The sequence below is a fragment of the Dankookia sp. GCM10030260 genome (assembly GCF_042666655.1).
GTDB lineage: Bacteria > Pseudomonadota > Alphaproteobacteria > Acetobacterales > Acetobacteraceae > Paracraurococcus.
In genome coordinates this window covers 167,215-189,077 of sequence record NZ_JBHTDE010000009.1, presented here as the reverse complement: position 1 = coordinate 189,077, position 21,863 = coordinate 167,215, and the positions used below count along the sequence as shown (strand labels likewise).

Here is a 21,863-nt window from a genome sequence, read left to right as displayed (position 1 = left end):
CGGGTCAGGCCGCTTGGGCAGTCGCCGCCAGCGCAAACGCCCGACACTTTGCCCAAACGCCGGGGGCGACCCAGGCGTAGTGCCACGCGCCCCTGATTTTCCCAAATTCACAAGCCATATCAGGCAGTTCGCAGTAGGCGGTGTTCAAGTTGGGTCTGGCTGGCGCTGGACCGCACGCGGGCTGGCATGGCGATGAGGGCCACCTTCCAGGACCCGCAGACCGCGGCGCTGATGGGCGTGCGCGTGGCCTGGGTGAACACCGCGACCTTCGCGCTGGGCTCGGGCCTCGCCGCGGCATCGGGCGCGCTGCTCGGGCCGGTCTTCATGGTCTCCCCCACCATGGGCGACCTGGTCGGGCTTAAGGCCTTCGCCATCGTCATCCTCGGCGGCCTCGGCAGCCTGCCGGGCGCGACGCTCGGCGGCTTCGCGCTCGGCTTCGTCGAGGAATTCGCCGGCGGGTACCTGTCCACCGAATACCGCGACGCCTTCGGCTTCCTGCTGATTATCCTGGTCCTCGCCCTGAAGCCGCAGGGGCTGGTGCCGGCGAAGGAGCGCATCGGGTGAGGCACGCGGCTGGCTGGGCCTTTGTCGCCGTCATGGCGGCGCTGCCGGTCCTGGCACCCGACCCCTACATGCTGGCGGTACTGACGCTCGCCGGCATCTTCATCATCGGCGCCATCAGCCTGAACCTGCTGCTGGGCTATACCGGGCAGCTCAGCCTCGGCCATGGCGCCTTCTTCGGGCTCGGCGCCTATGCCAGCGCGCTCGCCTCGCTCGGCTTCGATATCGGAATCGGCTTCGGCTGGCGCGTCACCGTCCAGCCGCAGCCTGTCTGGATCGGCTTCCTGTCCGCCATCGTCGTCGCCGGGGGCTTCGGCTGGCTGCTGGGGCGGCTCGCCTTCCGGGTACGCGGCGCCTATTTCGTCATCATCACCATCTGCTTCGCCCAGGTGCTGCGGATGATCGCGCTGAACTGGATCGAGCTCACCCAAGGCCCCATGGCGCTGATCGGCATCCCGCCCGTCACGCTCTGGCTGCCAGGGCTCGGCGTCACGCCGCTGGTGACCAAGGCGCAGACCTACTGGCTGGTGCTGGCGGTCGCCGTCCTGGCCTTCCTGCTGGTGCGGCAGATCGTTGGATCGCGCATCGGCCGGGCGCTGGTGGCATTGCGGTCGAACGAATCCCTGGCGCGCTCCGTCGGCATCCGCGTCACCCATTACCTCGTGGTCGCCACCGTGATCTCCGCCGGCATCGCCGGGGCGGCCGGCAGCCTCTTCGCGCATTACGTCCGCATCGTCGATCCGGACGTCTTCCTGTTCGTCTACACCGTGACCATGGTCATCATGGTGGTCACCGGCGGCAAGGGCACGCTCTGGGGCCCGGTGGTCGGTGGGCTGATCTTCGGCCTGATCCCCGACCTGCTGCGCGGCCGCGCCCCGCCCGAGGCGCAATGGGTGCTGTACGGCGCGGCGATGATCCTGTTCGTCATGTTCCTGCCGCGCGGCATCGTCCCGGCCGTCGCCGGCCTGTGGCGCCGCGCATGACGGCGCTGCTGGCGGTCGAGAACCTCGCGGTCCATATCGGCGGGCTGGTCGCCATCGCGGATGCCAGCTTCGAGGTACCGGAAGGCCAAGTGGTCAGCCTGATCGGCCCGAACGGCGCCGGCAAGACCACCGCCTTCAACGTCATCACCGGCTACATGCGCCCGACCGCCGGGCGCATCCGCTTCGCCGGCCAGGACATCACCGGCCTCGCCCCCGACCGCATCGCCGGCCGCGGCCTGGTCCGCAGCTTCCAGCGCACCAGCGTCTTCGCCGGCTGCACCGTGCTGGAGAATGCGCTGATGGCGCTGCATCGCCGCGGCGAGGCCGGGCTGCTCGACGCCCTGCTGCGCACGCCCCGCCAGCGGCGGGAGGAGGCCCGGCTGCGCGGGGAGGCGCAGGCGATGCTCGACTTCGTCGGCCTTTCGGCGCGCGCCGACATGCCGGCCGAGGTGCTGGCCTATGGCGAGCAGCGCCGGCTCGGCATCGCGCTCGCCGCCATCGCCGGCCCGCGGCTGCTGCTGCTCGACGAACCGGCCGCCGGCCTCAACCCGTCCGAGACCGAGGCGTGCATGGCGCTGATCCTGCGGCTGCGCGACCGCGGGATGACCGTGCTGCTGGTCGAGCACGACATGCCCATGGTGATGCGCATCTCCGACCGTATCGTGGTGCTGAACCAGGGCCGCATCATCGCATCCGGCGCGCCGGCCGAGATCCGCGAGAATGCGGAGGTGATCCGTGCCTATCTGGGCAGCGGGGCGGCGCATGCTACGGCTTGAGGGCGTCGCCGCCGGCTATGGCGGCCCGCCCGCATTGCAGGGCATCTCGCTGGAGGTCGGCCAGGGCGAGCTGGTCAGCCTGATCGGCGCCAACGGCGCCGGCAAGTCGACCACGCTGAAGACCATCAGCGGGCTGCTCTCCCCCAGCGCCGGCGCCATCACCTTCGAAGGCACGCCGATCGGCGGCCTTTCGCCGCGCGATATCCTTGCCCGCGGCATCGCCCATTGCCCGGAAGGCCGCCGCGTCTTCCCGCATCTGACCGTGCGGGAGAACCTGGAGATGGGCGCGCTGCTGCGCACCGACCGCGCCGGCATCGCCGCCGATCTGGATAGGATGTGCGGCCGCTTCCCCCGCCTGCGCGAACGCCTGCGCCAGGCGGCCGGCACGCTTTCGGGTGGCGAGCAGCAGATGCTGGCGATCGCCCGCGCGCTGATGTCCCGCCCGCGCCTGCTGATGTTCGACGAGCCCTCGCTGGGTCTCGCGCCGGCACTGGTGGAGCAGGTCTTCGCCATCGTGCGCGAGATCCGCGCCGCCGGCACCACGGTGCTGATGGTGGAGCAGAATGCCATGGCGGCGCTGCAGCTGTCCGACCGCGGGTATCTGCTGGAGACCGGCCGCGTGGTGCGCAGCGGCACGGGCGCAGAGCTGCTGGCGAGTCCCGAGGTACGGGCGGCTTACCTGGGCGGGTGAAGCAGCAAGATCGGGGAGGAAGGTATTCTCCCCGAGCCCCGCATCTGTTTTTCCAGGTCGGTCCCTACCGCGCGGATCAGTCCAGCCGGATATTCCCCGCCAGCACCACCCGCCCCCAGGCCGCCTGCTCGCGCAGCACCAGCGCCGCCAGCTCCGCCGGCGTCTGCGGATCCGGCAGCGCCGCCTGGGCGCGCAGGATCTCCGCCATCCCCGGCCGCGCCAGGCTCTCCACCACCGCCTTGTTGAGCTGCGCGACCGTATCCGCCGGCGTGCGGGCCGGGGCGAAGACCGCCTGGATGATGCTGACCGACAAGGTCACCCCCTGCTCCGGCAGGGTCGGCACGTTGGGCAGCAGGGCCAGACGCTGCGGCGACAGCACCGCCAGGATGCGCACCGTGCCGTCGCGCGAAAGGGCTTCCGCCGCGCCCGCCGGCAGGATCATCGAATCCACCTGGCCCGCCGCCAGCGCCTGGGCGGCCGGCGCCGCGCCGGTATAGGGCACGTGCAGCAGCTCGATCCCCGCCGCCTCGGCCAGCCGCAGCATGGCGATCTGCGAGACGCTGCCGACGCCCCAGCTGGAATGCGTCAGGCTGCCCGGCTTGGCCTTGGCCGCGGCAATGAGGCCGGGCAGGCTGGTCAGCTCCTTCCGGCTCGGCCCCACCGCCAGCGCCAGGGGCACGTTGGTGATGTTGCTGATCGGCGCGAAATCCCTCACCGCGTCGTATTGCAGGTTGCGCATCGCCGCCGGGTTCACCGCATGGGTGTCGGTCACGCCCAATAGCAGGGTCAGCCCGTCCGGCGCCGCGCGGGCGACGACGGTGGCGCCGATGCTGCCATTGGCGCCGGCGCGGTTTTCCACCACCACGCTGCGGCCGAGCAGCGCGGTCATCTCATGCGCCAGGCCGCGCGCCAGGATGTCGGTGATGCCGCCCGGGTTGTAGGGCACGATGATGCGGACGGTGCCGGCGGGCAGCTGCGCGCGGGCGCTGCCCGCGGCGGCCAGGCCGAAGGCGAGCAGGGGCAGGGAACGGCGGGACAGGCGCGGCATCGGGGGCTCCACGAAACGGGGTCGTGTCGCCCAAGCAAGTGCCGTGCCCGGCTAGCACAGCCTTTCGTCCGGCGGCGCGATGGCGGTGGCCAGGTCGCGCAGCAGCGGCTTGTTCGGCAGCGGCTCGACCCGCATCGGCCGCGCCTCCAGCCGGGCGGTGCAGGCGTACACGACCTTGCCGTCCAGCAGCATCATGCATTCCTTGCAGGAATTCGCATTCAGGCAGGAATAGCGGAAGGCGAGGCCCGGGTCGCGTTCCTGCCGCAGCCAGCGCAGCGCGTCGAGCAGCGACTGCCCCGGCTCGAAGGGCACCGCGTGCGCCTCGACGCGCGGCGCCTCGCCCGGGGCGCCGCGGCGGATATGCAGCGTGGCGATGGCGCTCATGCCGGCACCTGGCGGCCGAGTTGCAGCGCGCCGTCCCGCAGCGCCAGCGTCTGGTTCAGGGTCCAGGCTTCATCCATGCCGGGATGATCCTCCCGCTGATGCGCGCCGCGGCTTTCCTGGCGGGATCGCGCCGAGAGGATGATCGCCTCCGCCACCAGCAGCCCCTGCCGCAGGTCGAACCAGTCGAGCCGCGCCAGGTCGTGCGCGCCGGGCGTGCCGGGCGGCACCATGCCGGCCTCGGCGCGCAGCCCGCGGATTTCGGCCAGGGCCGCGTCCAGCCCGGACGCGGTGCGGAACGGCCCGACCTTCTCCGCCATCGCCGCCTGCAAGGCGGCAAACAGCGCGGCGGTGTTGCAGCCGGGGCCCGTGGCGGCGGCAAGCGCAAGGGATGGCTCCGCGGCCGCGGGATCGAAGGCCGGGCCGGGCGCCGCGGCCGCGGCGCTGCGGCCGGCGGCGCGGCCGAAGGCCAGGGCCTCGGTGATCGCGTTTCCCGACAGGCGGTTGGCGCCGTTGGCCCCGCCCACCGCCTCGCCGGCGGCGAACAGGCCGGGGATGCCGGTCGCCATCGCCGTGTCCACCCGGATGCCGCCCATGTGGTAATGCGCGATCGGCGCGACCTCGACATCCTGCCGCGTCAGGTCGATGCCGTTGGCCAGCAGCTTGTCGATCACCGGGCCGAAGGCGGCGCGCAGATCGGCGTCCGGCACGTGGCGGAAGCTCAGCCAGGCGCCGCCGGCCGGTGATCCGCGGCCGGCCTCGACCTCCCGGGTGATGGCATAGGTGGCGAGGTCGCGGGTGACGACGTAGCGGCGGCTCTCCTCGGCGCCGTAGCGGCTGACGAATTCCTCGCCCTGCCCGTTCAGCAGCCGGCCGCCCAGCTTGTAGCGGAAGGGGTCCCACATGATGGGGTCCATGCCGATCAGCCGTGGCGCGAGATGGCCGATCGGGAAGAACTGCACGAATTCCATGTCGATCAGCGTGGCACCGGCGCGCAGCGCCAGGCCGAAGCCGTCGCCCGCCATGTTGGCGCTGGCGCTGTTGCGGCGATAGAGCCGCGTCAGCCCGCCGGTGGCGACGATGGTGGCGCGCGCCGCGACCAGCAGCGGCGCGCCGTCCTCCAGATTGATGGCGACGGCGCCGGTCACCGCGCCGTCCTGCACCACCAGGTCCACCACCAGCGCATCGCCGAGCCGCCTGATGCCCGGCGTCCGCTGCGCCACGCCGCGCAAAGTCTTGGACACCGCCGGCCCGGTCGAGAGGAAATCCACGTAGACGCAGCGCGGCCGGTCGTGCCCCGGCGCCTGCACCGCGCGCAGCACTGCGCCATCGCGTGCCCAGCCGACGCGCCAGGCATCCATCTCCCGGATCACCTCGACCCCGTCCTCGCAGAGCAGGCGGGCAAGGCGGGTGTCGCAGAGGCCGCGCCCGGCGGCCAGCGTATCCCGCAGGTGGTCCTGCCAGTGGTCGGTGCCCTCCGGGCCGACGGCGGCGGCGACCGTCATCTGCGCCATGACGGTGGCGCCGCCGCGGCCGATCAGGTTGCGGTCCAGCAGCAGGACCTGCGCGCCGCGCCGCGCCGCCTCGATCGCCGCATAGAGGCCGGCGCCGCCGGCACCGATGACGAGGACTTCGGTGTCGAGCCGCGTCGGGGAAGGGGGGATGCTCATGCGCCGCCGAGTGTAGTCGCCCCGGCCCTTGCCGCAACCGCCGCCCGGCGCTGGAATGGCCGCATGGACCTGCAGGTGGAATACGACAACCGGGCGCGCGTGCCGGAGAACCCGGCGATCATCGCCGGCTGGCAGCGCGACGCCGCCGCCTTCCGCGCGACATGGGCGGAAGCCGAGCTCGGCATCGCCTATGGCGCGGGAGGGCGCGAGAAGCTCGACCTGTTCCGCCCCGGGCCAGGGGAGGACTGGCCCGTCGCGCTGTTCCTGCACGGCGGCTACTGGCAGGCGCTCGACCGGAGCTTCTTCTCGCATATGGCGCGGGGGATGCTGGCGCGGGGCGTGGCCGTCGCGGTGCCCTCCTACGACCTTTGCCCGCAGGTGACGCTGGCCGCCATCACGGACCAGATGCGGGCGGCCGCCATGCTGCTGCACCGGCGCAGCGGGCGGCGCCTGCTGGCCACCGGGCATTCCGCCGGCGGCCACATGGCGGCGATGCTGATGGCGACCGACTGGCGCGCGCGGGACCCGCGCCTGCCCGCCGACCTGGTCCCGGCCGGCCTGCCCATCTCCGGCGTCTTCGAGCTGGAACCCCTGCTGCCGACCAGCATCGGCGCCGGGCTGCGCCTGACGCCGGAGGAGGCGCGGGCGCTGTCGCCGCGCCACCTGCCTTCCCCCGGCTTCCCCCTGCATGCCGTGGTGGGCGGGGCGGAAAGCGGCGAGTTCCTCCGCCAGACGCGGGACTTCGCCGCCGCCTGGGGCGGCACGGCCGAGGTCGTGCCGGGCCTGAACCACTTCACCATCCTCGCCCCCCTGGCCGCGCCGGACAGCGCCCTGTCCCGCCGCGCGGCGGCCATGGCCCTAGCGGTCGGGTGACGGTAGAAGCCAGGACGAAGCGGGATCGGCAGGGGGAGACGGGCATGGTCATCGGCAGGCGTGGGGTTCTGGGCGGCGTGGCGGCAGGCGCCCTGGCGCTGCCGGCGATCGGCCGGGCGCAGGGGACCGGCGTGAAGATCGGGCTGGTGGCGGTGCAGACTGGGCCGCAGGCGGCGCTCGGCACCCAGCTGCGCGACGGCTTCCTGCAGGGGCTCAAGCACCTGGACGGCAAGCTCGGCGGGCTGGCGGCCGAGGTCGTGCATATCGACGACGAGCTGCGGCCCGAGGTCGCGGTCACCAAGGTCCGCGCCGCGCTGGAACGCGACAAGGTGGATTTCGTCGTCGGCGTGGTGTTCTCGAACATCCTGGCCGCCATCATGCGGCCCGTGACGGAAGCCAACACCTTCCTGATCTCGACCAATGCCGGGCCTTCGACCTTCGCCGGGCGCGGCTGCAACCCGTTCTTCTTCACCACGTCGTACAACAACGACCAGGTCCATTCGGTGATGGGCCAGGCGGCGACCGACAGCAAGTATGGCCGCGTCTTCGTCATGACGCCGAACTACCAGGCCGGCCGTGACGCGGTGGCCGGCTTTAAGTCCCGCTTCAAGGGCGAGGTGGTGGACGAGGTCTATGTCCCGCTGACCCAGCTCGACTTCTCGGCCGAGCTCGCCCGGATCGCCGCGGCCAGGCCGGATGCGATCTTCACCTTCATGCCGGGCGGGCTCGGCGTGAACCTGGTGCGGCAGTACCGCCAGGCCGGCCTCGCCCACATCCCCTTCCTGTCCACCTTCACGGTGGACGAGGCGACGCTGCCGGCGCAGCAGGACGCCGCGCTCGGCTTCTATTCCGCGGCGTCCTGGGCGCCGAACATGGACAATGCGCCGAACCGCCGGTTCGTCACGGATTTCGAGGCCGGCACCGGCTACGTCCCCGCCACCTACGCGGCGCAGAGCTACGACGGGGCGATGCTGCTGGACAGCGCCATCCGCCGGGTGGGCGGCAAGCTCGGCGACAAGGACGCGCTGCGGACGGCGCTGCGCGCGGCGGATTTCAAGTCCGTCCGCGGCAATTTCAAGTTCGGCGCCAACCACTACCCGGTGCAGGATTTCTGGCTCTGCCAGGTGGCCAAGCGCGCCGACGGCAAGTTCCAGACCGAGACGGTGCGCAAGGTGCTGGAGAACGACACCGACCCCTGGGCGGCCGAGTGCCGCATGCGCTGACACCGAGGGGCGCGTGACGGTCCAGTTGCTGCTGGTGCAGGCCCTCAACGGCCTGCAATTCGGCGTGCTGCTCTTCCTGGTCGCGGCGGGCCTGACGCTGGTCTTCGGGGTGATGGACTTCATCAACCTGGCGCATGGCGTGCAGTACATGCTGGGCGCCTATCTCGGCGCCTGGCTGGCGGGGCTGACCGGCAGCTTCTGGGCCGGGCTGCTGCTGGCGCTGCCGGCGGCGCTGGCCTGCGGGCTGGCGCTGGAATGGCTGGTGTTCCGGCATCTCTACGACCGCGACCACCTGTCGCAGGTATTGGCCACCTTCGGCGTCATCCTGTTTCTCAATGAGGCGGTGAAGCTGGCCTGGGGCAACGCGCCGCTGCAGATGCCGACGCCCGACCTGCTGCAGGGCGGCATCGTGCTGATGCCCGGGCTGCAATACCCCATCTACCGGCTGGCGATCCTGGCTGCCGGCCTCGCCACCGCCGCCCTGCTGTGGCTGCTGGTGGAGCGCACGCGGATGGGCGCGCTGGTCCGCGCCGGGGCGAGCAACCGGCCGATGCTGGCGGCGCTCGGCGTCGATACGGGCCGGCTGTTCATGCTGGTCTTCGGCTTCGGCGCCATGCTGGCAGGCTTCGCCGGGGTGATGGCCGGGCCGATCCTCTCGGTCGAGCCAGGCATGGGCGACACCGTGCTGATCCTCGCCTTCGTCGTCATCGTCATCGGCGGGATCGGCAGCGTGCGCGGCGCCTTCCTCGCCGCGCTGCTGGTCGGGCTGATCGAGACCTTGGGCCGTTCCTTGATGCCCGACCTGATGAAGCTTTTCATGGCGGCCTCGCCGGCGCGGCAGACCGGCGCGGCGCTGGGGTCGATGCTGGTCTACATCGCCATGGCGCTGATCCTGGCGGTGCGGCCGCGCGGGCTGTTCCCGGCGCGGGCGGGGTGATGGCCCGCGCCCTGCCGCCGCTTGTCTTCGGCCTGCTGGCCGCGGCGCCCTTCCTGGGCCTGGGCGAGGGCTGGGCGATGACCCTGCTGGCGCGCGGGATGATCATGGGCGTCGCCGCGCTGTCCCTGTGGCTGCCGGTCGGCGGGGCGGGGCTGGTCAGCCTCGGCCATGCCGCGATGCTCGGCATCGGCGCCTATGCGGTGGTGGTGCTGGACGACGCCCGGGTGACCGAGGCGCTGGTGGTCGCCCCGGTCGCCATCGCCGCCGCGGCGTTGTTCGCGCTGGCCACGGGGGCGGTGGCGATCCGCACCGCCGGCGTGCAGTTCATCATGATCACTTTGGCCTTCGGGCAGATGGCCTTCTTCACCGCCGCGTCCCTGTCCGGCTATGGCGGCGACGACGGCTACACGCTCTATGGCCGCAGCACGGTGGCCGGCGCGCGCTGGATGCAGGACCGGCTCGGCTTCCACTATCTCTGCCTCGGCCTGCTGGCGGCGGTGTTCCTCGGGATCCGGATGCTGCTGGCGTCCCGCTTCGGCCGGGTGCTGCGGGCGGCGCGGGAGAACCCGCTGCGGGTGGAGGCGGTCGGGCTCTCGCCCTACCCCTACCGGCTGGTCGCCTACACCATCGCCGGCGGCATCGCGGGGCTGGCCGGCTTCCTGCTGGCGAATGCGACGGAATTCGTCGCCCCCTCCTTCCTCGCCTGGCAGCGTTCCGGCGACCTGCTGTTCATGGTCATCCTCGGCGGGCTCGGCAGCCCCTTCGGCGCGGTGCTCGGCGCGCTGGTGATCCTGGCGCTGGAGGAAGGGCTGGGGCACCTGACGCCGCACTGGCGGATCGTCTTCGGCCCGCTGCTGGTGCTGTCCGTGCTGTATCTGCGCGGCGGACTGGTCGGGCTGCTGGGGGCACGGCGTGGCTGAGCCGATCCTCCGCCTTGAGGGCTTGCGCAAGCGCTTCGGCGGGCTGGCGGTGACGGACGGCGTCTCGCTCGACGTGCTGCCCGGCGAGATCCACGCCGTCATCGGCCCGAACGGCGCCGGCAAGACCACGCTGATCCACCAGGTCAGCGGCACCCTGCGGCCGGATGCCGGGCGCGTCGTCTTCGCCGGGCGGGACGTGACGGCGCTTTCACTGGCACGCCGGGCAAGGCTGGGCCTGGCGCGCAGCTTCCAGATCACCTCCGTGCTGCCCGGCTTCACCGCGCTGGAGAATGCCGCCCTCGCGGTGCAGGCGCGCAGCGGGTCGTCCTTCCGTTTCCTGCGTGCGGCGGCCTCCGAAGCGGCGTTGAACCGTGCGGCGCTCGACGCATTGGAACGGACCGGGCTGGCCGACCGCGCCCAGGTCCCGGCCGCGGCGCTGTCGCATGGCGAGCGGCGGCAGCTCGAGCTCGCCATCGCCCTGGCCATGCAGCCGCGCCTGCTGCTGCTGGACGAGCCCCTGGCCGGCGCCGGGCCGGAGGAGACGGACCGGCTGGTCGCCCTGCTGCGCGGCCTGAAGCGCCGCTACGCGATCCTGCTGGTGGAGCACGACATGCAGGCGGTCTTCGCGCTCGCCGACCGCATCTCGGTCCTTGTCTACGGCCGCCTCATCGCCACCGGCATGCCGGACGCGATCCGCGCCGATGCCGAGGTCCGCGCCGCCTACCTGGGTGAGGACGACGCGGCGTGATGCTCACCGTCGAGGACCTTGCCGCCGGCTATGGCCAGAGCCGCGTGCTGTCCGGCATCGGCCTCTCGGTCGGCGCGGGGGAGGTGGTGACCCTGCTCGGCCGCAACGGCATGGGCAAGACCACGACGGTGCGCGCCATCATGGGGCTGCTGCCCGCGGCCGGCGGCAGCCTGCTCGGCGGCCGCATCGGCTTCGACGGCGCCGAGGTCACCGGCCAGCCGCCGCACCGCATCGCGCAGCGCGGCATCGGCCTGGTGCCGGAAGGCCGCCAGGTCTTCCCCACCCTGACGGTCGAGGAGAACCTCACCGCGACCGCCCGCGGCACCGCGCGCTGGACCCTGGCCGCGGTCTACGCCCTGTTCCCCCGCCTGGCGGAACGCCGCCGCAACATGGGCGCGCAGCTTTCGGGCGGCGAGCAGCAGATGCTGGCGATCGGCCGCGCGCTGATGACCAACCCGCGGCTGCTGATCCTCGACGAGGCGACCGAGGGCCTGGCGCCGCTGATCCGCGCCGAGATCTGGGCGGTGCTGGCGCGGCTGAAGGCGGAGGGGCTGGCGATCCTGCTGATCGACAAGAACCTCGGCGCGGTCATGCGGCTGGCCGATCGGCACGTGGTGATCGAGAAGGGCCGCGTCGCCTGGACCGGCACCGGCGAGGCCCTGGCGGCGGCGCCGCAGGTGCGCGAGACTTATCTCCACCTGTAACGAGAGGCAGCGACCATGACAGCAGAGATCCCCGGCATCACCCGTGCCGGCACCGGCTTCGACGGCGTGGACGGCACGATCTGGAACATCCTCGGCCAGACCTACTACCCGAAGCAGTCCTGCGAGAGCTCCTTCGCCTTCGAGGCGCTGAGCCCCCCCGGCACCTTCGTGCCGCCGCACATCCATCCGACGCAGGACGAATACATCCTGATGCTGGAGGGCACCTGGAAGCTGATCCTCGACGGGCAGACGCATGTCGCCTCGGCCGGCGACCTGGTGCGCATGCCGCGCGGCATCATGCACGGCTACTTCAACGAGAGCGGCGCCCCGGCGCGGGCCTTCTTCTGGGTGACGCCCGGCCGCAAGCTGCACGACCTGTTCCGCGCGCTGCACAACCTCACCGACCTGGACGAGGTGGTGCGGCTGTCGACGGCGCATGAGGTGGACTTCCTGCCGCCGCCGGCCTGACGCGGGCGCGGCGGCGGTCGGCTCACTTCAGCGCGTCGCCACCGCCGGGCAGGATTGCGGGATGAAGGCGACGCGGCGGTCGACCGCATCCGTCGCGTCGTCCCGCCGGTTGCCGACGATGGGCTCGCGCGCGCCGCGGCCGTCGGTCGCGGTGCGCTGCCGCAGCGCCGCCTGTTCCGCCACCAGGTCGGCCTTGATCCGCTGCGCCCGGGCCAGGGACAGCCGGTCGTTCAGCGCGTCCGGCCCGGTCGGGCTGGCATGGCCGACCACGCCCAGGCAGGCATTGCCGGCGGCGGTATGCTTGGCGATCTGCCGCAGCCACATCGGGTAGGGGCCGCTGATCGCCGGGTCCGGCCAGAAGCGGGTCTGGCCGACGCTGAACAGGAACTTCACCCCGAGATTGCGCTCCGCCAGGCCATATTCCACCAGCCGGCCGAAGGCCCCCTCCGCTTCCTGCGACCGGCCGAGCGCGCTGGCCGAGAGGTATTCGCCGTTCAGCCCGCGTAACCGGCCGGCCGGCCCGGCCCGCTCCGCCGCCTGGTAGAGCGGCAGCGCTCTGGCCCGGTCGCCGGATTCATAGGCCGCGGTCGCCTGGGCCAGCAGCACCGCCGCGCCCAGCCCCTGCCGCCAGGCGGGGTCGACCGGGGCGCCCGGATCGGCGGCGCAGACCCGCAGATAAGCCGCCGTCGCCTGGTCCGGCACCCAGACCGGGCTGTCCTGGTGGAAGGCGGTGGGGGTCGCGTCCACCGTCTCGGGCCGCACCCAGGCGGTCTCGTGCGCCACCACCTTGCCGCTGCCGAGATCGGCCAGCACCGCCCAGATGCGGTAGGCGCCGGGCGTGGAGGTGCTGTTCTTCAGGCTGCCGGCCTCGGTCACGCCGGTGATGGCGCCGAGCAGCACCAGCGGCCGGGCTTCCAGGCTGGCCTGGGTGAAGGGCCGCAGCGCGAAGCCCGGCCTGGCCTGCACCGTCCCGGCGATGCGGCGCGCCATGGCGCGGGTGGTGTTGGTTTCGGCCCCGGTGGCGCGGTCGATCAGCGGATCGATGACCACCGCGCGCGGCTGGCCGGATGGCGCGGTCGGCAGCTCGGCCCGGGCGAAGACCGCCTCGACCAGCGAATCGACGGCGGCGTCGAGCGGCTGCGCCGATTTCGGCGGCGAGGGCGCGGCGGCGACCGGTGCGGGCGGCGGTGCGGGCGGGGGCGCCGGCGGCGCTTCGGCGCAACCGGCCAGCCCGAGCGCGAGGGCCGCCATGGCCAGGATCGGGGCGACACCGAGGCGCCGCGGCCAGGGCCGGGCGGCCAGGTCGGGGAAGGCGGAAATCGGCATCGGGGCGGTCACTCCGGTCTGCAACACTGCGTCTTGCAGCGGCAGCGCGTACCGGGGGCGGCGGGTTGCGCCGGGCGGGGCGGCTCATGCCCGGCGGCCGTTCACTTTGCCCGACACCCCGCCCCGGGCGGCATGGGTCAGCGCCCGACGGCGAAGCCCGCGAGTTGGGCATAGCCGCGCACGATCCCCTCGATCTCCGCCGGCGGGACCACGTCCTCGATGCGGTCGAAGCCCTTGGGCGCGCGCTGGCCGAAGACGTCGAGGACGCGTTCCGGCCCGCCGCTGCGGTTGCTGGTGCAGATCGCCGCGGTCTTCGGCAGGCGGTCGGCCTCATAGGCCTGCAAGGCCTCGGCCGGCGCATGCGCGGCCAGGGCATCGGCCAGGCAGCGCGCATCCAGCACCGCCTGTGACGCGCCGTTCGACCCCACCGGGTACATCGGATGCGCCGCATCGCCGAGCAGCGTGACCCGGCCGGTGGACCACCAGGGCAGCGGGTCGCGGTCGCACATCGGGTATTCGAGCCGCTGCGGCGAGGCCCGCACCAGCGCCTCCGAATCCAGGAAGGGCAGCCTGATGCGGCGCGCCAGCGGCAGCACGTCGCGCAGCCTTCCGGTCCGCGACCAGTCCTCCCGCCGCGGCGGCGGCTGCTCCCCGGTATCGACCTTGGCATAGACCGCCCAGTTGGTCAGCCGGCGGTCCGGCGTGCTGCCGGGGCCGATGGGGTAGCAGACCAGCTTGGCCTTCAGGTCGCCGGCGATGACCATGACGTCGCCGGTCTCATGGGCCGGCCAGTCCACCGCGCCGCGCCACATCAGGATGCCCTGCCAGCGGATGCCGCCGTCGTCCGGGTGCAGCAGCGCGCGCAGCGCCGAATGGATGCCGTCGGCCCCGACCAGCACGTCGCCCTGCACCACCTGTTCGCCGGCCGTGGTGGCGAAGCGGGCGGTGACGCCGCCGGCATCCTGCGCGAAGCCCAGCAGCCGGTGGCCGCAGCGCAGCGAAGCCGGCGGCAGCCGGCGTTCCGCCGCGCGCCACAGCATGCCGTGCAGCTTGCCGCGATGGATCGAGAATTGCGGCACCGCGTGGCCGGCATGCAGCCCGCGCGGCTCGGTCCACAAGGTCTGGCCCAGGTGGTTGAGGTAGCGCAGCTCCCGCGTCCGGATGGCGATGGCGTCGAGCTCGTCGAGCAGCCCGAGCTCGGCCCATTCGGCGACGCAATGCGGCAGGTTGTTGATGCCGACGCCGAGCTCGCGCACCGCCTCGGCCGCTTCCAGCACGGTGCAGGCGATGCCCCGCTTGTGCAGCATCAGCGCCAGGGTCAGCCCGCCCACGCCGCCGCCCGCGATCAGCACCCGCATCCCAGCCTCTCCCCCGAACGGGCGGGAGGGTAGCGCCATTCCGCCCCCGACGGGAGGCTACCAGCCGCCGTCCAGCGGGGCGGAGAGCGGCACGCCCGGCACGCGGATGCCGGCCGGGCGGCCCCTGGCCGTCGCGCCCTGCCAGGCCGCCGTGTAGGCCTCCGGCAGTGCCGGCCCGTCGGCGCAGGCCAGCCAGAGCCGGAACAGGTGCCGGCGGTCCGCCGGATCGGGGAAATCCTCGTAGGCGGTGCGCGAATGCATGATCCAGTGGTTGCTGACGAACTGCATGTCGCCGGGCCGGAAATCCATGTCGAGATGGATCGCCGGATCCTCGGCCAGCGCATCCAGCGCGTCGCAGGCGGCCTCCAGCGCCGGGGTCGTGCGCGGCACCTCCGGGAAGCGCTGCGCCTTGCGCATGGCGCTGCGCACATAGGTCGCCACCAGCCCGCCCTCCGGCATCGGGCTGAACACCGGCACGGCATACCAGGGCTCGGCGCCGTCCGGCACCTCGCCGCGCCGGTCGCGGTAGACCGGGGCGAGCAGTTCCGCCAGCAGGTCGGGGTGGCGCCGCAGCATCTCGTTGAACAGCGCCCAGCTGCTGACGATGCTGGACTTGCCGCCCGCCTTGGCCGGCTTCAGGCAGAGCAGGCCAACAAGGTCGGAGGAATCGCAGTGGTAGGGCAGCCGCGCCGCCGTCTGGTAGCCACGGTGCTCCGGCCGCGCATAGTCGGCGCCGATATCCTTCACATGGCCAAGGATATGCCCCATGGCGTTCTGCGACACCGGTTCGCCCAGCAGCGTGCCCAGGCCGAAATAGGCGAGGGCGCATTGCCGCACGGTCCAGCGCTGCACCGGCACGCCGCGCACCAGGATGAAGCCGCGGCCATGCAGCGTGGCGGCACGGATCTCCTCGACCAGCGGCTGCAACGCCGGCTCCCGCAGGTGCTGCGGGCCGATCGCGGCGATGTCGATGCCGGTGGCGTCCAGCCGCGCGACGGCGGCTTCCAGCGCGGCGATCTCGGCCGTGGTCAGCGGCCGGACCCAGTCCTGGCGCGCCGCCATCTCCGGCCCGTACCAGAGTTGCGGCCCGCTGCGCGGCGTCAGCATGCTGGCATCCTCGTCGCTTCCCGCCGCGAGCCTAGCCATCGCCGCGGCCGCGGAGCAAGCTTGCCCGCGAACAGGAGGAAGGTCCCATGCGCCTCGGAGTCATGCTGCCGCTCAGCGACATCGGCGGCGATGCCGCCACCATCCGCGAATTCGCCGGCGCCGCGGAAGACATGGGCTACACCAATCTCGGCCTGCCGGACCACGTGCTCGGGGTGAATGCCGCCTCCCGCCCCGATTGGGGGGAGCGCAACACCTCGGCCGACCTGTTCCACGACCCCTTCGTCTGCTTCGCCTATCTCGCGGCGGTGTGCCGGCCGACGACCGAATTCTCCACCCAGGTGCTGATCCTGGCGCAGCGCCAGGCGGCGCTGGTGGCGAAGCAGGCGGCCAGCCTCGACGTGCTCTGCGACGGGCGGTTCCGGCTCGGCGTCGGGGTCGGCTGGAACCCGGTGGAGTTCACCGGGCTGAACGAGAATTTCTCCAACCGCGGCCGGCGTTCCGCCGAGCAGGTCGTGGTGATGCAGAAGCTCTGGGCCGAGCCGCACGTGACCTTCGAAGGCAAGTACCACCGCATCGAGGATGCCGGGATCAACCCGCTGCCGGTCAACCGCCGCATCCCCGTCTGGTTCGGCGGCCATGTGCCGCAGACGCTGGAACGCATCGCCACGATCGGCGACGGCTGGATCATGAACGCCCATGGGCCGGGCGCCGGGATCGAGGCGGAGATGGACACGCTGCGGCGGCTGACCGTGGCGGCCGGGCGCGACCCGGCTTCGGTCGGGCTCGAGGTCTGGATCTCCGGCGGCGCCGGGGACGAGGCGTCCTGGCGCGAGGAGGCGCTGTACTGGAAGCGCCTCGGCGCGACGCACCTGACGCTGACCAATACCTTCAACCGCCGCCACCACCGCCGCATCGCGGGCCGCGGCCTGGCCGACCACCTGGCGGTGATGCGGCGGTTCAGCACGGCGGTCGCCGACCTGGCCTGACCCGGACGGGGCAGCCAGGCACCGGCCCGGCGTGGCATACTGGCCCGGCTTGGATCGAGGTAGGACATGGCGTTCGACGTGATCGTGGTCGGCATCGGCGGGATGGGCAGCGCCACCGCCTGGCAGCTCGCGCGCCGCGGCCAGCGGGTGCTGGGGCTGGAACGCTTCGACATCCCGCACACGATGGGGTCCTCGCACGGCGTCACCCGCATCATCCGGCTGCCCTATTACGAGGACCCGGCCTATGTCCCGCTGCTGCGCCGCGCCTATGCGCTGTGGCGGGAGCTGGAGGCGGCGACCGGCGACCGCGTGCTGGTGACGCACGGCTCGATCGATGCCGGGCCGGAGGATGGCGAGATCTTTCATGGCGCGCTGGCCTCGGCGCAACTGCACGGGCTGGAGCACACCGTGCTGACCGGCGCCGAGGTCAACGACCGCTACCCCGGCTACCGGCTGCCCAGCCGCCACCGCGCGATCTTCCAGCCGCAGGGCGGCTACCTGCTCAGCGAACGCGCCATCGTCGCGCATGTCCGCGCCGCCCAGGCCGCGGGCGCCGAGATCCACGCCCGCGAACAGGTCCTGGGCTGGGAGGCGCGGCCGGGCGGCGAGGGTGTGGTGGTCACCACCGACCGCGGCCGCTACGAGGCCGGCCGCCTCATCCTCACCGCCGGCGCCTGGATGGCCGACCTGGCGCCGCTGCTGGCCGGCGTCGCGGTGCCCGAACGCCAGGTGCTGGCCTGGCTGCAGCCGCAGGCGCCGGCGCTCTTCACCCCGGAACGCTTCCCGGTCTTCAACCTGGAGGTGGGGGAGGGCCGCTACTACGGTTTCCCCGTCGTCGAGGTCCCCGGCTTCAAATTCGGCCGCTACCACCACCGCGCGGAACACATGCCCGCCGAGGCGATGCGCCGCGAGGTGGACGCGGCGGACGAGGCGCTGCTGCGCGCCTTCGCCGAGCGCTACTTCCCCCAGGGCACCGGCCCGACCATGGCGCTGCGCGCCTGCATCTTCACCAACACACCGGACGAGCACTTCATCCTCGACCACCATCCGGCGCATCCCCAGGTGGTGCTGGCCTCCCCCTGCTCGGGCCACGGCTACAAGTTCTGCAGCGTGGTGGGGGAGGTGCTGGCCGACCTTGCCACCGGCGACGGCAGCACGCGGCACGGGATCGACTTTCTGCGGCTCGCGCGGTTGCAATAGGGCAAGGCCGGGGAGGAAGTATCCTCCCTGGACCCACCTCTATTTCTGTGAGTCTGGCACCCGCCGCGCGGCAGGTGCCAACCCACAAAAGGGAAGGGTGGGGTTTGGGGAGGGAATACCTTTTTCCCTCCCCAACCTTCCTACCGCGCCAGGTGCTTGTCGAAGAACCCGGCGATCTCGCCGAAGACCTCGCGCGTCTCGGGCGCCGTGTCGTCGCGGTTGTAGTAGGCATGCGCCTGCGCCTCGAAGACCTGCAGCGACGCCTCCACCCCCGCGTTGCGCAGCGCGCGGTGCATCCGCACCGTGTTGCTCAGCAGCAGGTCGCGCGTGCCGCTGGTCAGGATGGTCGGCGGGAAGCCGCGCACGTCGCCATAGACCGGCGAGATCAGCGGGTCGGCCAGGTCGTGGCCATTGGCGTAGAAGACGGTGGCCGCGTGGCAGAAGCCGTCCACCGCCACCAGCACGTTGTCCACCAGCGCATTGGTCTGGAAGCTGTCCCCCGCGCCGGTCGCATCCGACATCGGCGTGCCCGGCGCGATCGCCGCCGGCAGCGGCAGGCCCATGGCCTTGGCCTTCAGCACCATCTCGAGGGTCAGCGCGCCGCCGGCGGAGGAGCCGAAGACCGCCATGTTTTTCGCGTCGTGCTCGCGCAGCGCCGCCTGCCATACCGCGATCACGTCGTCGAGCGCGGCCGGGAAATAGGCCTCCGGCGGCATCCGGTAGTCCACCGAGACCACCCGGTAGCCGCCCAGCCCCGCCATCAGGATGGCTTCCGGCAGCCCGGCCTCGCCCGGGTTCAGCACGTAGCAGCCGCCATGGACATGGATCAGCAGGCGGTTGCGGTTCTCCGGCCTGATGTCCCGCGGGGTGACGCGGAAGACCTTCACCCCGCCCATCTCGGCCGGCTCGACATCCACCTTCAGGCGGTCCTTCAGGCCCGGCAGGCCCTGCCGGGTCGCCGCGGCGCCTGCCTCGGCCAGCTTGCGCCAGCCTTCCGGCGTGGTCGGCGGGGTGTTCCAGCCGGTGCGCAGCGGCAGGCCGATGATCTTCTGCATCTGCGGGCTGACCGTGCCCGGCACCGGCAGGCTGCGGGCCGGCAGGTCGCGCGGCGGCGACCCTTGGGCCAGGGCGGCCGGGGCATAGGCGAGCACAGCGGCGGCGAGCGCATGGCGCAGGGCGGGCATGGCCGGTTTCCTCCTGGATTGGCCGCCACTCCACCGCAGGCACCGCCGGCCGGCAAGCCGCGGGGGGCTTGACCCGGCCCCCATTTGCGGGCGGAACCCGGGGCGAGGGAGACCGCGATGCCGTCGATCGAGCTGAAGATCCTGGATGCCAGGCTGCGGGACTGGGGCCTGCCGCGCTACCAGACCGCGATGGCCGCCGCCATCGACCTGCTGGCCTGCCTCGACGCGCCCGTCGAGATCGCGCCGGGCAGCGCGCCGGTGCTGATCTCCTCCGGCATCGCCATCCATATCGGCGATCCGGGCCTGGCGGCGGTGGTGCTGCCGCGGTCGGGCCTCGGCCACAAGCAGGGGCTGGTGCTGGGCAACCTGGTTGGCCTCATCGATGCCGACTATACCGGCCCCATCATGGTCAGCGCCTGGAACCGCAACGCCGCGGGCACGCCGCCGATCCGCCTCTCGCCCGGCGACCGTTTCGCGCAGCTGGCCTTCGTCCCCATCGTCCGGCCCGACTTCGCCGTGGTGGACGAGTTCACCGCCCCCTCCGGGCGCGGCGCGGGCGGCTTCGGCAGCACTGGTCGCTGATCCCGCAAGGCCCCATATCGTTCCCATGGACCTCGATTTCACCGACGCCGAGCTGCACCGCTATTCGCGCCACATCCTGCTGCAGGATGTCGGCGCGATCGGCCAGGCGAAGCTGCGCGCCGCCCGCGTGCTGATCGTCGGCGCCGGCGGGCTCGGCGCGCCGCTGGCGCTGTATCTGGCCGCGGCCGGCGTCGGCACCCTCGGCCTGGTGGACCACGACGCGCTGGAACTGTCCAACCTGCAGCGCCAGGTGATCCACGCCACCGCCCGCATCGGCCGCAACAAGGCGGAAAGCGCGGCGGAAACCCTGGCCGGCCTCAACCCCGAGGTCACCGTCGACATCCATCCGGTGCGCATGGATGCCGCCACCGCCCGGGCGCTGATCCCGCGCTACGATCTGGTCTGCGACGGCACCGACAATTTCGCCACCCGCTTCCTGCTGGGCGACGCCTGCCACCTGCTGGGCCGGCCCCTCGTCTCGGCGGCGGTGCTGCGCTTCGAGGGGCAGCTTTCCACCTACAAGTCCCATCTCGGCGCGCCGCACCCCTGCCACCGCTGCCTGCACCCGGAACCGCCGCCGGACGGCCTGGTGCCCTCCTGCTCCGAGGCCGGGGTGCTCGGCGCCGTCACCGGCGTGATGGGCACGCTGCAGGCGACCGAGGTGCTGAAGGAGATCCTCTCGATCGGGGAGGGCATGTCCGGCCGGCTGCTGCTGTGGGACGCGCTCGACACCCGCTTCCGCACCATCCGGCTGAAGCGCGACCCCGGCTGCGCCCTCTGCGGCGAGGCGGCGACCATCCGCGACCTCGCGGCCCATGCCGCGCCGCCGCCGCTGGTCTGCAGCTCCGCCTGAATGGCGCAGCCCCTCGGCATCCTGCTGCTCTCGGGCGGGCATGAGCGGGCGCACTACGCCCTGGTCCTGGCCACCGGCGCCGCGGCGCTGGGCCGCCCGGTCACGCTCTTCGCCACCAATGCCGGCTGCCGCCTGTTCCTGGCCGACCAGCCCCTGCCGGCCGACCCGCGCGAGGCCATGCTGGCCGAACGCGGCGTCGCCGGCCTCGCCAGCCTGCTCGACGCCGCCGGCGAGCTCGGCATCCGCCGCATCGCCTGCGAGGCCGGCCTCCGCGCCGAGGCCATCCCCGCCGCCGCCCTGCTGCCCGATGTCGAGGTCGCCGGGGTGGTGACCTTCCTCGGCGCGGTCGGCGAGGGCCAGATCGTCACCGTCTAGCTTGACCCGGACGGCGTCGGCTTGGCATGCCAGCGGGGTGACGAACCCAATCCGCGCCGCGCTGCCCGCGCTTCTCCTCCTGCTCGCGCTGCCGGCCTGGGCACAGACCAGCCTCGGCCAGCCGGGCAGCCTGCCGCCGCCGCGCGCCGCCGCGCCCGCGCCGGCCCCCATCCCCACCCCCGGCCCGCCGAAGCCGCCCGCGAAACCCCAGGCCACGGCGCCGGCCAAGCCCGACAAGGCCGCTCCGGCCAAGCCGGAGAAGGCGGTCCCGGCCAAGGCGGAAAAGCCGCCTCGCCCGCCGCCGACCCTGCAGCAGCGCCCGGGCACCAGCAATTCCGCCAAGCCGGCCACGCCGCCGGCCGCCCGCCGCAAGGCCGCGCCCGCCGCCGCCGCCGCGGGGGCCGCCGCCGGGGCCGCCGCGGTCGTCCTCCCGGCCAAGCCTGCCGCCCCGGCCCTGCCGCCGAAGCCCGCGGTCGGCAGCGCCACCGGCCTGCCCCTGCCGCGCTTCGCCGCCCTTGGCTCCAACCAGGTCAACCTCCGGATCGGCCCCGACCTGCGCTACAAGATCGAGTGGACCTACCAGCGCAAGGACCTGCCGGTGCAGATCGTCGACGAGCACGAGAACTGGCGCCGCATCCGCGACCCGGACGGCACCGAGGGCTGGGTGCAGCGGCCGCTGCTCACCTCCCGCCGCAGCTTCCTGGTGCTGGGGGAGGAACGCGCGCTGCGCCGCCGGGCGGAGGATGCCGCCGACCCGGTCGCCCGGCTCAAGCCCGGGGTCATCGGCGCGATCCGCAAATGCGAGGCCGAGAGCCCCTGGTGCGAGGCCAAGGTCGGCGACTACCGCGGCTGGATCCGGCGGTCCGAGATCTGGGGCGTGGCGGCGGAGGAGGCAATCAACTGAGCCGC

At 72.8% G+C, this 21,863-nt stretch carries 24 protein-coding genes; 17 read left to right on the top strand and 7 right to left on the bottom strand.

What is annotated here, in order from left to right:
- Positions 1-105: 105 nt before the first annotated feature.
- The 4 genes from ACFQS7_RS23470 to ACFQS7_RS23455 are packed head-to-tail and all read left to right on the top strand — an operon-like array spanning position 106 to position 3,011.
- Entirely contained in the window at positions 106-564 is a 459-nt protein-coding gene (locus tag ACFQS7_RS23470; RefSeq protein WP_380069573.1) for a branched-chain amino acid ABC transporter permease, read from the top strand.
- Entirely contained in the window at positions 561-1,544 is a 984-nt protein-coding gene (locus tag ACFQS7_RS23465; protein WP_380069569.1) for a branched-chain amino acid ABC transporter permease, read from the top strand. The genes ACFQS7_RS23470 and ACFQS7_RS23465 overlap by 4 nt, the downstream gene beginning before the upstream one ends.
- Positions 1,541-2,320 carry an ABC transporter ATP-binding protein gene (locus ACFQS7_RS23460; protein ID WP_380069568.1) on the top strand — a complete coding sequence of 260 codons (780 nt, stop codon included), beginning with the start codon at positions 1,541-1,543 and terminating at the stop codon, positions 2,318-2,320. Before ACFQS7_RS23465 ends, ACFQS7_RS23460 begins: the two co-directional genes overlap by 4 nt.
- Positions 2,307-3,011 (top strand): ABC transporter ATP-binding protein, encoded by a 705-nt coding sequence (locus tag ACFQS7_RS23455; RefSeq protein ID WP_380069567.1) that lies wholly within the window; start codon positions 2,307-2,309, stop codon positions 3,009-3,011. The genes ACFQS7_RS23460 and ACFQS7_RS23455 overlap by 14 nt, the downstream gene beginning before the upstream one ends.
- Before the next feature lie 76 nt (positions 3,012-3,087).
- Here ACFQS7_RS23455 and ACFQS7_RS23450 read toward each other — a convergent pair whose 3' ends face one another.
- The 3 genes from ACFQS7_RS23450 to ACFQS7_RS23440 are packed head-to-tail and all read right to left on the bottom strand — an operon-like array spanning position 3,088 to position 6,110.
- Positions 3,088-4,059 (bottom strand): Bug family tripartite tricarboxylate transporter substrate binding protein, encoded by a 972-nt coding sequence (locus tag ACFQS7_RS23450; protein WP_380069566.1) that lies wholly within the window; start codon positions 4,057-4,059, stop codon positions 3,088-3,090.
- 51 nt (positions 4,060-4,110) lie between these two features.
- Positions 4,111-4,443, bottom strand: coding sequence for a 2Fe-2S iron-sulfur cluster-binding protein (locus ACFQS7_RS23445; protein WP_380069565.1), 333 nt, complete (start codon positions 4,441-4,443; stop codon positions 4,111-4,113).
- Complete coding sequence (locus ACFQS7_RS23440) at positions 4,440-6,110, bottom strand: FAD-binding protein (RefSeq protein WP_380069564.1); 1,671 nt, start codon at positions 6,108-6,110, stop codon at positions 4,440-4,442. The genes ACFQS7_RS23445 and ACFQS7_RS23440 overlap by 4 nt, the downstream gene beginning before the upstream one ends.
- A gap of 63 nt (positions 6,111-6,173) precedes the next feature.
- On the opposite strand from ACFQS7_RS23440, the gene ACFQS7_RS23435 reads away from it, so the two are divergent.
- From ACFQS7_RS23435 to ACFQS7_RS23405, 7 genes are read left to right on the top strand one after another with little or no spacing between them, the layout of a single operon-like run.
- Positions 6,174-6,983, top strand: coding sequence for an alpha/beta hydrolase (locus ACFQS7_RS23435; RefSeq protein ID WP_380069563.1), 810 nt, complete (start codon positions 6,174-6,176; stop codon positions 6,981-6,983).
- A 44-nt stretch (positions 6,984-7,027) separates the two neighbouring features.
- The gene (locus tag ACFQS7_RS23430; protein ID WP_380069562.1) at positions 7,028-8,206 is read left to right on the top strand and encodes an ABC transporter substrate-binding protein; all 1,179 of its coding nucleotides are present in this window, start codon (positions 7,028-7,030) and stop codon (positions 8,204-8,206) included.
- 13 nt (positions 8,207-8,219) lie between these two features.
- Positions 8,220-9,143, top strand: a complete 924-nt coding sequence (locus ACFQS7_RS23425) for a branched-chain amino acid ABC transporter permease (RefSeq protein WP_380069561.1) — start codon at positions 8,220-8,222, stop codon at positions 9,141-9,143.
- Positions 9,143-10,063, top strand: a complete 921-nt coding sequence (locus ACFQS7_RS23420; protein WP_380069560.1) for a branched-chain amino acid ABC transporter permease — start codon at positions 9,143-9,145, stop codon at positions 10,061-10,063. The genes ACFQS7_RS23425 and ACFQS7_RS23420 overlap by 1 nt, the downstream gene beginning before the upstream one ends.
- The gene (locus ACFQS7_RS23415; protein ID WP_380069559.1) at positions 10,056-10,811 is read left to right on the top strand and encodes an ABC transporter ATP-binding protein; all 756 of its coding nucleotides are present in this window, start codon (positions 10,056-10,058) and stop codon (positions 10,809-10,811) included. Before ACFQS7_RS23420 ends, ACFQS7_RS23415 begins: the two co-directional genes overlap by 8 nt.
- Positions 10,811-11,515 carry an ABC transporter ATP-binding protein gene (locus tag ACFQS7_RS23410; protein WP_380069572.1) on the top strand — a complete coding sequence of 235 codons (705 nt, stop codon included), beginning with the start codon at positions 10,811-10,813 and terminating at the stop codon, positions 11,513-11,515. Before ACFQS7_RS23415 ends, ACFQS7_RS23410 begins: the two co-directional genes overlap by 1 nt.
- A gap of 15 nt (positions 11,516-11,530) precedes the next feature.
- A complete protein-coding gene (locus ACFQS7_RS23405; protein ID WP_380069558.1) occupies positions 11,531-11,983 on the top strand; it encodes a cupin domain-containing protein in 453 nt (150 codons plus the stop codon).
- A 27-nt stretch (positions 11,984-12,010) separates the two neighbouring features.
- Here the strand turns inward: ACFQS7_RS23405 and ACFQS7_RS23400 are convergent, their stop codons facing one another.
- The 3 genes from ACFQS7_RS23400 to ACFQS7_RS23390 form a co-directional block, all read right to left on the bottom strand.
- Positions 12,011-13,309 carry a hypothetical protein gene (locus ACFQS7_RS23400; protein WP_380069557.1) on the bottom strand — a complete coding sequence of 433 codons (1,299 nt, stop codon included), beginning with the start codon at positions 13,307-13,309 and terminating at the stop codon, positions 12,011-12,013.
- Between the two features lie 137 nt (positions 13,310-13,446).
- Positions 13,447-14,667 carry a flavin-dependent oxidoreductase gene (locus ACFQS7_RS23395; RefSeq protein ID WP_380069556.1) on the bottom strand — a complete coding sequence of 407 codons (1,221 nt, stop codon included), beginning with the start codon at positions 14,665-14,667 and terminating at the stop codon, positions 13,447-13,449.
- 57 nt (positions 14,668-14,724) lie between these two features.
- On the bottom strand, positions 14,725-15,774 hold the full coding sequence (locus ACFQS7_RS23390) for a TauD/TfdA family dioxygenase (protein ID WP_380069555.1): 1,050 nt from the start codon (positions 15,772-15,774) through the stop codon (positions 14,725-14,727).
- A gap of 86 nt (positions 15,775-15,860) precedes the next feature.
- On the opposite strand from ACFQS7_RS23390, the gene ACFQS7_RS23385 reads away from it, so the two are divergent.
- Positions 15,861-16,760 (top strand): LLM class F420-dependent oxidoreductase, encoded by a 900-nt coding sequence (locus ACFQS7_RS23385; protein WP_380069554.1) that lies wholly within the window; start codon positions 15,861-15,863, stop codon positions 16,758-16,760.
- A 66-nt stretch (positions 16,761-16,826) separates the two neighbouring features.
- A complete protein-coding gene (gene solA / locus ACFQS7_RS23380) occupies positions 16,827-17,960 on the top strand; it encodes an N-methyl-L-tryptophan oxidase (protein ID WP_380069553.1) in 1,134 nt (377 codons plus the stop codon).
- 140 nt (positions 17,961-18,100) lie between these two features.
- Here solA and ACFQS7_RS23375 read toward each other — a convergent pair whose 3' ends face one another.
- A complete protein-coding gene (locus ACFQS7_RS23375) occupies positions 18,101-19,144 on the bottom strand; it encodes an alpha/beta hydrolase (RefSeq protein ID WP_380069552.1) in 1,044 nt (347 codons plus the stop codon).
- 117 nt (positions 19,145-19,261) lie between these two features.
- On the opposite strand from ACFQS7_RS23375, the gene dut reads away from it, so the two are divergent.
- The 4 genes from dut to ACFQS7_RS23355 are packed head-to-tail and all read left to right on the top strand — an operon-like array spanning position 19,262 to position 21,858.
- Positions 19,262-19,726: a dUTP diphosphatase gene (dut, locus tag ACFQS7_RS23370; protein WP_380069551.1), complete on the top strand. Its 465-nt coding sequence runs from the start codon at positions 19,262-19,264 to the stop codon at positions 19,724-19,726.
- Positions 19,727-19,751: 25 nt separating this feature from the next.
- Positions 19,752-20,579 carry a molybdopterin-synthase adenylyltransferase MoeB gene (gene moeB, locus ACFQS7_RS23365; RefSeq protein ID WP_380069550.1) on the top strand — a complete coding sequence of 276 codons (828 nt, stop codon included), beginning with the start codon at positions 19,752-19,754 and terminating at the stop codon, positions 20,577-20,579.
- Entirely contained in the window at positions 20,580-20,954 is a 375-nt protein-coding gene (locus ACFQS7_RS23360; RefSeq protein ID WP_380069549.1) for a DsrE family protein, read from the top strand.
- 37 nt (positions 20,955-20,991) lie between these two features.
- Complete coding sequence (locus tag ACFQS7_RS23355; protein ID WP_380069548.1) at positions 20,992-21,858, top strand: SH3 domain-containing protein; 867 nt, start codon at positions 20,992-20,994, stop codon at positions 21,856-21,858.
- Positions 21,859-21,863: the final 5 nt, after the last annotated feature.